Origin of the sequence: Candidatus Frankia nodulisporulans, assembly GCF_902806475.1 — a bacterium.
Lineage (GTDB): Bacteria > Actinomycetota > Actinomycetes > Frankiales > Frankiaceae > Frankia > Frankia umida.
The window spans coordinates 1-8,528 of the sequence record NZ_CADCWS010000187.1 but is presented as its reverse complement, the minus strand read 5'-3'; the positions used below and the strand labels follow the sequence as shown (position 1 = coordinate 8,528).

At 71.0% G+C, this 8,528-nt stretch carries 11 protein-coding genes and 1 pseudogene; 9 read left to right on the top strand and 3 right to left on the bottom strand.

Annotated features, from left to right (window positions below; translation table 11 throughout):
- On the bottom strand, nt 1-1,057 hold a 1,057-nt coding region (gene mshD, locus G6R24_RS15460; RefSeq protein WP_420840667.1), incomplete at its 3' end, for a mycothiol synthase.
- A gap of 285 nt (nt 1,058-1,342) precedes the next feature.
- Nucleotides 1,343-2,086: a response regulator transcription factor gene (locus G6R24_RS15455; RefSeq protein WP_163549951.1), complete on the bottom strand. Its 744-nt coding sequence runs from the start codon at nt 2,084-2,086 to the stop codon at nt 1,343-1,345.
- Between the two features lie 249 nt (nt 2,087-2,335).
- Between G6R24_RS15455 and G6R24_RS15450 the strand changes: the two genes are divergently transcribed.
- The 9 genes and pseudogenes from G6R24_RS15450 (at nt 2,336) to G6R24_RS15415 (ending at nt 7,596) form a co-directional block, all read left to right on the top strand.
- Entirely contained in the window at nt 2,336-3,109 is a 774-nt protein-coding gene (locus G6R24_RS15450) for an alpha/beta hydrolase (RefSeq protein WP_244957329.1), read from the top strand.
- Nucleotides 3,106-3,384 (top strand): MoaD/ThiS family protein, encoded by a 279-nt coding sequence (locus G6R24_RS15445; RefSeq protein ID WP_163549950.1) that lies wholly within the window; start codon nt 3,106-3,108, stop codon nt 3,382-3,384. The genes G6R24_RS15450 and G6R24_RS15445 overlap by 4 nt, the downstream gene beginning before the upstream one ends.
- A gap of 68 nt (nt 3,385-3,452) precedes the next feature.
- The gene (locus G6R24_RS15440) at nt 3,453-4,415 is read left to right on the top strand and encodes a hypothetical protein (protein ID WP_225438579.1); all 963 of its coding nucleotides are present in this window, start codon (nt 3,453-3,455) and stop codon (nt 4,413-4,415) included.
- A gap of 29 nt (nt 4,416-4,444) precedes the next feature.
- The gene (locus G6R24_RS15435) at nt 4,445-5,152 is read left to right on the top strand and encodes an LmeA family phospholipid-binding protein (protein WP_338083954.1); all 708 of its coding nucleotides are present in this window, start codon (nt 4,445-4,447) and stop codon (nt 5,150-5,152) included.
- A gap of 222 nt (nt 5,153-5,374) precedes the next feature.
- Nucleotides 5,375-5,830 (top strand): thioredoxin family protein, encoded by a 456-nt coding sequence (locus G6R24_RS15430; RefSeq protein WP_225438578.1) that lies wholly within the window; start codon nt 5,375-5,377, stop codon nt 5,828-5,830.
- Between the two features lie 230 nt (nt 5,831-6,060).
- Nucleotides 6,061-6,105 (top strand): annotated as a pseudogene (locus G6R24_RS24575) (hypothetical protein); the annotation flags it as partial.
- 70 nt (nt 6,106-6,175) lie between these two features.
- Entirely contained in the window at nt 6,176-6,463 is a 288-nt protein-coding gene (locus G6R24_RS15425) for a DUF4395 family protein (RefSeq protein ID WP_476695825.1), read from the top strand.
- Complete coding sequence (locus G6R24_RS15420; RefSeq protein WP_163549948.1) at nt 6,460-7,293, top strand: sulfurtransferase; 834 nt, start codon at nt 6,460-6,462, stop codon at nt 7,291-7,293. The genes G6R24_RS15425 and G6R24_RS15420 overlap by 4 nt, the downstream gene beginning before the upstream one ends.
- A gap of 3 nt (nt 7,294-7,296) precedes the next feature.
- A complete protein-coding gene (locus tag G6R24_RS15415; protein WP_163549947.1) occupies nt 7,297-7,596 on the top strand; it encodes a DUF1416 domain-containing protein in 300 nt (99 codons plus the stop codon).
- Between the two features lie 514 nt (nt 7,597-8,110).
- Here G6R24_RS15415 and G6R24_RS15410 read toward each other — a convergent pair.
- Nucleotides 8,111-8,473: a DsrE family protein gene (locus G6R24_RS15410; RefSeq protein WP_163549946.1), complete on the bottom strand. Its 363-nt coding sequence runs from the start codon at nt 8,471-8,473 to the stop codon at nt 8,111-8,113.
- Nucleotides 8,474-8,528: the final 55 nt, after the last annotated feature.

Genomic DNA, 8,528 nt, shown 5'->3' with positions numbered 1-8,528 from the left:
CAGCCTGGCGCCAGTGATAGGACACATCCCGCGCATGCTCGATGAAACCGAGCCCGGTGTACATCCGCACCGCCCGCTCGTTGTCCTCGTCGACGTACAACGCGACGGTGAGCAGGCCCTGGTCCCGCAGATGACGCAGGCCGATGAGGGTGAGCGCCCGGCCCAGGCCCGAACCACCAGAACCGGGCCGCACACCGACGACGTAGACCTCGCCGATCGGGCCGACCTGGGCGGGTGGGACATCCGGTGCGGGTGTCGGGTCGACCGCGTGGACCTTGGTCCAGTGGAAACCGACCACCTGCCCGTCGCGTTCGGCGACGAAGAATCCCCGCGGGTCGAACCACGGTTCCTGTTGACGTCTGGCCAGGTCGTCGGACGTCCAGCGGCCCTGCTCGGGATGGTCGGCGAAGGCCGCGGCGTTGACCGCGAGCCAGGCCTCGTCATCCTGGCCGGGCACGAAGGGCCGCACGGTGACATCGGCGGGCAGCACCGGCTGCTCCAGCGGCTCGTCCAACGGGCGGCGCAGCTGGAACAGCACACGGGCACGGACGAAGCCCAGCGGATCGGCGAGGGCCGCCGCGGCCGGCAGATCCCCGTGCGCCCAGATGTCGAGTTCCGCCCGCGCCGTGGAACAGGCGGCGAGCAGCGCGGTGACCAGCGCCCGACCCACACCCTGACGGCGGTGCGCGGGGTGCACCACGACCTCGGCCTGCCGACTTTCCGGTGGACCGCCCAGGTGCGCGTATCCGATGATCGGCGGTTCGGCGGGGTCGACCGGCACGCCTCCCGGGTCGGTCGCGGCGGGAGCGGCTGGTGAGGGGGCGTCCGCGGAACCGGCCGACAGACGGGCGAGCAGGTGATGGCCGGCGTCCACCGCAAGACCCGGGCGCAACGTCAACCGGACGTCCTCGGATACCGGCCCGCTACCGTCGGCTCGCTCCGCCTCGGCGAGCAGGCTCTCGATGCCGTCGACGTCCGTACCGCTGAGAGTCGGACGCCAGTCCAGCCGTGCGCTGGAGGATATGGCCGCGGACGGCTGCGAGGTCGAGGAGGTCACCACCCGACCGTACGAGCGGCCTCCGCGGATGTCGCGTGAACCGCGGATCCGGTGCGGCGCGCCGCGGTCACGCCTGAACCCGTCGCCGTCGTCGCTGCCGCTGCCGTCGCCGTCGCCGTCAAACGGCGAAGCGTGGTCGCTGGGCCCGACGACAACCGGACTGAGCGACCACGCTTTGTGGGATGACGCCGCGGATCGCGACAACGGCCACCGGGGGAGCCATCCGTCATGTGGTGGTGACGCCGCGCGGATCGTCGAACTGGCTACGGCTCAACGAGGGACGGGCTAGACCCGCTCGGGGGTGCGGGCGTCATCGCGGTCGACCCGGCCGCTGGGCCCGTCCGCGAGGGGGGTGATCGACGGGGCCACGAACTTGTAGCCGACGTGGCGAACCGTGCCGATCATGGCCTCGTGCTCGGGGCCGAGCTTCGCCCGCAGGCGGCGAACATGCACGTCCACCGTGCGTGTGCCGCCGTAGTAGTCGTAGCCCCAGACCTCCTGCAGCAGCTGCGCCCGGGTGAAGACCCGACCGGGGTGCTGCGCCAGGTACTTGAGCAGCTCGAACTCCTTGAAGGTGAGTTCGAGCGGCCGGCCCCGCAGCTTCGCGGAGTAGGTGGTCTCGTCGACGGAGAGGTCGCCGGACCGGATGACACCGGCCTCGGCGGTGCCGCCAGCAGCAGCGACCCGACCGATGGCCAGTCGCAACCGGGCCTCGACCTCGGCGGGACCGGCGGAGTCAAGCACGACGTCGTCGACGCCCCAGTCGGCGGACACCGCGGCGAGTCCACCTTCGGTGACCAGGGCGAGCAGCGGAGTGGTCAGTCCGGTGGTGCGCAGCAGTCGACACAGGCCACGAGCGATGACGAGCTCCCGGCGCCCGTCCACCACGATCACGTCGACCGGGGGCGCGTCCAGCAGGGCGCTGGCCTCCAGCGGAGCGACCCGCACCGTGTGTGTGAGCAGCCCAAGCGACGGAAACGACTCGGCGGAGGGACCGGGGGCGTTGGTGAGCAAAAGGACGACGCTCAAGACGACTCCTCCAGTGGTGTGTGGTGGGGCAGCGTCGACCCGATGAGCAACTCTATGTCCGGCACTGGGTGTCGCACGACCGTCATGGGCATGAAACGAAGGCCGGTATGTGGGGAGGATAGCCGAGTGCCCTACTGCGCTCCTACCGTCTACCGGTCACTACCGACCGCTGATTCTGAGATCCTTGCCACCAGGCATGATCCAAAAATTCCGGATCAGTACGGAGAGTCACGTGACCTGGCGGCTGTCGTGGCCCATGGCTTCTCCGGCTCGATGGAACGCCTTGCGTTACGTGAAGTAACGAAGGGTTTGCGGAAATATGTCGGAGTGCAGGTCATGGACCTGCGCGGCCACGGACGATCAACCGGGCTGTGCACGTTCGGCGATCGTGAGGCGCTGGACGTCGATGCCGCGGTGGGGGCTGCCCGCACCCTCGGCTACCTGCGCGTTGTCACCATCGGGTGGTCGATGGGCGCGGGAGCCGTCCTCCGTCATGCCGGATTGGCAAAAACTGGTACGCTCTGTCACGGGCACCGTCTCCGGCATCCGCCCGACGCTGTGATCAGCGTGAGTGCGGCAAGTCGGTGGTTCGTTCGAGATACTGCGCCGATGCGGCGAATCCATTGGTTCGCGGAGTCCGCGACCGGCCGGATGGTGGCCCGGGCGGGGTTACGGGTGCGTATCGATCCGGGCGCTTTTGTGCCCGTTCCGCTGTCTCCGTTGGAGCTGATCGGTGCCATTGCGCCGACCCCATTGCTGATCGTGCATGGCGGTCGCGACCGGTATTTCACCCTGGAGCATCCGCGGGCTCTTGGCGCCGCGAGCGGGGGTCACGCGCAGGTCTGGATCGAGCCCGAGTTCGGGCACGCCGAGGCGGGACTGTCGCCTGGTCTGCTGGACCGCATCGGGTCCCACATGGTCGAATTCGCCGGGCCCGCCCGCACACCCGTCCGGGCGGACGGGTGTGCCGCGGGCCCCGCGACGGGCTCGGCGCCAGAATCCTCAAAGGGGTGGGCATCATGACCGGTGGTCCGGCCGCGGCACCGGGGACGGTGACGGTCCGCTACTGGGCGGCGGCGCGAGCGGCCGCCGGCGTGACCGAGGAGACGCTCGTCGCGTCCACCCTCGCGCAGGTGCAGGACGCGATCGCGGCCCGCCACGGCGGCACCCTGCCCAGCCTGTTGCGACGCTGCTCCTACCTGGTGGACGACCAGCCCGCCGGACAACGTGACCCGGCCACCCTCACGCTGGCGGCCGGAGCCGTCGTCGAGGTCCTGCCACCCTTCGCCGGCGGCTGATCGGCGGCCAGGGCCGCGGCGTAGGACCGCCACCGCGGTGCCCTACCCGGACGTGACAGCATGACGGCGTGAGTGCTGGCGATCTCGGATCCGGTGTGGTCACCCGCTCGCGCCCAGGCGCCGCGGGCGCGCTCGCGGTGCCCGGTGCCGTGCTGCTCGCCGCCGGCCTCGCGATCGGGGCGGCGGCGCTGGCCACGTGGGCACTCGCGGTTGTCGTCATCGTCCTGCAAGTGGCCCTTGCGTGGGCCTGGGGTCGGGTGCTGCGGGCTTCGCCGGGCACCGTCGCGCTCATCGCCGTCTGGGCCCTGCTGGGCGATCTCAGTCTGCTGCTGACGGACGGCCATCCGTTCCACGCGATCGTCGGGGTGGGCGGGACCGGCGTCGCCGCGGTCATCGTCTACCAACTGGGGCTGCGTCGAGCCGTGATCCTGCGTGCCCCGGCCGCCGACATGGTCAGGCCGGCCACGTCCGCCACCTCCGGTGGCGCGGGTGTTCCATCCAGCGAGCGGGTCAGCGCCGAGCTGGTCACCGCGCTGAGCGGGATCGTTCTCGGCCTGCTGCTCACCGGGTATCTGGCGCTACGGGCCGGGCGGGGCGCGGAGCAGCCGGCTGATCTGATGACCATCGCCGGTCTGCTCGGCGCCGGGATCGTGGTCGCGGTGGCCCGGCTGGTCGGATGGGCCGGCCTGCCGGCGGCGCTCGCCGGGCCGGTCGGGGTGGCCGTCGCGGTCGCCGCAGGGGCGGGCCTTGGCGCGCTCGGACCGGGCGGTCTGTCCGTGGTCGCGGGTCTCACCGCCGCGGCGGCGGGCGCGGTCACGGCCGGACTGGTGGATCTGGTCCTCGTCCGCGCCGGCGAGGATCAGGCCGGCGAGGATCAGGCCGGCCACGAGCGGCTGGCCAGGGGTGGTGGAGTCGTCCGGGTCGGTGGGTCGGCCGCCGCCGCGGTGGCCGGCGCCTTCGTGGCCACCGCGGTGCCGTTGGCCTGCGCCGCGCCGCTGGTGTACCTCGTCGGGCGGCATCTGCCCGGATGAGTGCCAACCGACCCGGCCGGGGTGCACGGGTGGCCGCCGTCATCGTGGTGGTCCTGCTCGGGCTGCTCCTCGCCGTCGACCGGATCACCCCGCGGGTGGTGGCCGGCCAGATCGCCACCCAGGCGCAGCGCAGCGAGGGGCTGGCCACGAAGCCGGACGTGTCACTGGGCGGATTTCCCTTCCTCACCCAGGTACTGCATGGCGACTATCGCGACGTCCGGGTGGACGTGCGTGGCCAGGTCGAGCAGGGCCTGCGGGTCGACCAGCTGCATGCCGAACTCGTCGGCGTGCGGGTGCCGCTGGCGGATGTGCTGCACGGCGACGTGCAGCGGATTCCGGTCGATCGGCTCACCGCCCGCGTGGAGCTGACCTACACCGATCTCAACGCCTACCTGCGCAGCCAGGGGTCGGCTGTCACGGTCGGGCCGGCCGGGACGGCGATCCAGGTCTCCGGATCGCTGCCCATCCTGGGCACCACCGTCGACGCGGTGGGGACGGCGGACATCGGAGTCGCGCCAGCGGAGATCACCTTCTCCCCGCGGGAGCTGACCGCACCGGTGGGCACGGCGCTGAGTCCGGCGATCAGCCGGCTGCTGACCGTGCGGGTCCCGGTGGCCGGCCTGCCGTTCAACCTCCAGCTCACCTCCGCGACCGTCCGATCGGACCGCATCCTCTTCGACGCCGCCGGTCAGAACGTTGTTCTCGAACCCGGTACCGTCGGCCGCGTCACCGGCTGACCCCCCGGACGGATGGGCTGTGACCCGATCCGGAGCCGTCGCGGGAACAGCGGCGGTCGCCAGGCGCTTGGACGAACCGTGACGGGCTTGTGGGTGCTACTGGGAGCGGTCGCACTGGCGAGCGCGCTGGGTGTCACCCTGCGCGTCCGAGATGGTCGGTTCCGTCCAGCGAGGTCGTCCCCCCGCTCGAGCACCTGGTTCGGTGCGCGAAAGGAGCCACCGGTGGATGTCCCGGCACCCGCCACCGCCAGGCCGGCCGCCCCCGCTCAGGTGGCCGCGGCCGGGTCGGTCGTGTCCGACGCGGCGCCGACGTGGGGGGCCGAGGTGGCCGCGCTGGGTGAGACGCTGGGCGCGCGGGCGACGCTGTTGCAGTTCTCCACCGCCTTCTGCGCGCCCTGCCGGGTGACGCGGCGTGTGCTGGCCGGGGTCGCCGAGGTCGTGCCGGGCGTCCGGCATGTGGAGGTCGACGCGGAGGCGCACCTCGATCTTGTCCGTGCGCTCGGAGTGCGACGCACGCCGACGGTGGTCGTCCTTGACGCGGCGGGCCGGGAGACGCGGCGGGCCAGCGGCGCTCCGCCCACGCGGGCCGCCGTCTTCGCCACCCTCGCCGAGATCATGCCCCTGGACGGGACAAAACGGGCGGATGGCGATTCTTCGGAATCATCGGCGATGTCTTAGCGTGGACCTGACCACCGCTGCTACCGTGGCACGGGCCATGTTCTTCCTGCAGCTTGTACGTCGTCGCGCGATCGATCTCTGTCGCGTGCGTAGCTGTCTGTGTTGCCCTTTCTGATCGGGTTCCCGTGGTGCGCCGCTCGGTCGGCGCGCCGCCGACAGGTCCAGTTCCGATGATCAGATCTCGGTGATCAGGTGTAGTCAGGAGAACTTCGGTGGTCGACCCTCGCGGTATGCGGTTCACCGCCGCCGTGTCCACGGTGGTGCTCGCCATCGTGCTCCTCACGGGCAGCGGGTGGCTTCTTCTCGGTCAGACCGTGGTGTTCGGCGATCGGGGCGGCCGCCGGTGTGCGGTACGCGCCCTACGCGCTGGTGTTCCGGCGTCTGGTTCGTCCCCGGCTGGCGCCGCCGGACGTTATGGAGGACGCCACCCCACCCCGGTTCGCCCAGCTCGTGGGCATGGTCTTCGGGGTGGTGGGTGTGATCGGACTCCTGTCCGGAGCCTCGGCGCTGGGTCTGGTGGTCACCGGGCTCGCCTTTGCGGCGGCTTTTCTCAACGCGGCTTTCGAGGTCTGTCTCGGTTGCCACATGTACGTGTTCTTTCGTTCGGTCACCGTGAAAGGGGCGCGGGGATGAGCCGCGAACAGGTTCTGGTCAACGCTGCCTGGGTCGAAGCGCACAGTAACGACCCCAGGGTCGTTCTGGTCGAGGTCGACGAGGATGTCTCCGCCTACGACCGCGGGCATATTCCGGGTGCGGTCCGGCTCGACTGGAAGTCCGAGCTGCAGGACCCGGTCATCCGGGATTTCGTCGACAAGGGGCAGTTCGAACAGCTGTTGTCCACCAAGGGCATCGCGAACGACGACACCGTCGTGCTCTACGGCGGCAACAACAACTGGTTCGCGGCCTACGCCTACTGGTACTTCAGCCTGTACGGCCACGGGGACGTCCGGCTGCTCGACGGTGGGCGCAAGAAGTGGGAGCTCGACAGCCGTGAGCTGACGTCCGAGGTGACGCCCCGTCCGGCGACGACCTACACCGCCGGCGAGCCACGCACCGACATTCGGGCCTTCCGCGAGGAGGTCATCGCCGCGATCGGTGAGAAGGTCCTGATCGACGTCCGTTCGCCCGGCGAGTTCTCCGGCCTGCTGCTGGCACCCGCCCATCTGCCGCAGGAGCAGTCCCAGCGGGCCGGGCACATTCCGACGGCGAAGAACATCCCATGGGCGCGGACGGCCAACGAGGACGGCACGTTCCGCAGCGACGAGCAGCTGACCGCGCTCTACACCGAGGCCGGCGTCGATCTGTCCGCCGAGATCATCGCCTACTGCCGGATCGGGGAACGGTCCGCACACACCTGGTTCGCTTTGCACGAACTGCTGGGTCTGGCGGGTGTGAAGAACTACGACGGTTCGTGGACCGAGTACGGCTCGCTGGTGGGCGTGCCGATCGAGAAGGGTGCGTGACCCATGTGCGGCGCGACCAGTGGTGGACCGTCGGTGGAGGGAATTGACGTGGCCAGGGAGACCGTGATCCAGGGCGTCGTCGTGCGCGAGGGCGAGCCGGTCTCGACCGGTTACGCCCGCCTGCTCGACGAGGGCGGCGACTTCACCGCCGAGGTGCCGCTCTCCGCCACCGGGCAGTTCCGGTTCTTCGCCCGCCCCGGCCAGTGGACCGTGCGGGCGCTGGTGCCCGGTGCCAGTGGTGAGCGTCGGGTCGTCGCCCGTCAGGGCGAGCCGGTGGACGCCCAGGTCGAGGTCACTGCCTGAGGTTTCTGGCCGCGTCCGCCGAAGTCCGGCCTGAGGTCACCGCGGACCCGCTGAAACAACGGTGGATCGGTTCACCCGGGTGGCTGTCACCGCGGGGCGCGTCGGGTGCGGCCGGCCGGTCTCGATCGGCATCGTTGTCGGCACCGCGAAGTGCATCGGGCCGATCGTGAAACAGCGCAGGCCGTTCTCCCGGGCGAAGGCAAGAGCCGACCGGCGATCCGGGAAGGGCGCGATGATACGGCGGACCGTTCGCTGCCCGGTGGCCGCGAACAGGACTACGGCGAAAAGGACATCGGACTCAGCCATCATGGGATCAGGAGAGCGCATACGGCTCAGCGCCGAACGCGATTCCGCGTGTCCTGATCGTGGTCTGTTGTTGCGGCTGCCGCGGCCGGTGCCGAACGTACCTGCAACGGCATCACGGCGCCCGACGGCCCCGTAGCCGCGGGGGAGCCGTAGCCCGGGGGGCGGGTGCGGGTGGGTCGTCGGCCTCAGCGGACGAGGGCCTGGACGCTCAGTAGACGAGGGCCTGGACGCCGTCGGTGAGGATCTCGTCGACGAAGGTGGCGGCGCCGGCGATCCGGATGCCGGGCAGGACGTCCGGCGGGCCGAACGAGCGGCGCGCCGCGCACTGGGTGCACACGGTGATCCGTCCGCCGGCCAGGATGGCGTCGAGCAGGTCCTGCAGGGGGGCGGACTCGGCGAGGTCGAACCGCGCGGCCCGGCCGGGCAGGGCGAACCACGCCGACTCGCCGGTGAGCCACAGGGACACCTCGGCGCCGGCGGCGACGGCGACGGCCGCCACGGTGAAGGCCTGCGAGCAGCGTTCCGGGGCGTCCGTGCCGGCGGTGGCCTTGACAACGAGCGAACGGGTCACCGGTCCAGTGTGCCCGATCGGGTGCGCCCGGCGCGTGGCCGCCGGGGCGAGCCCG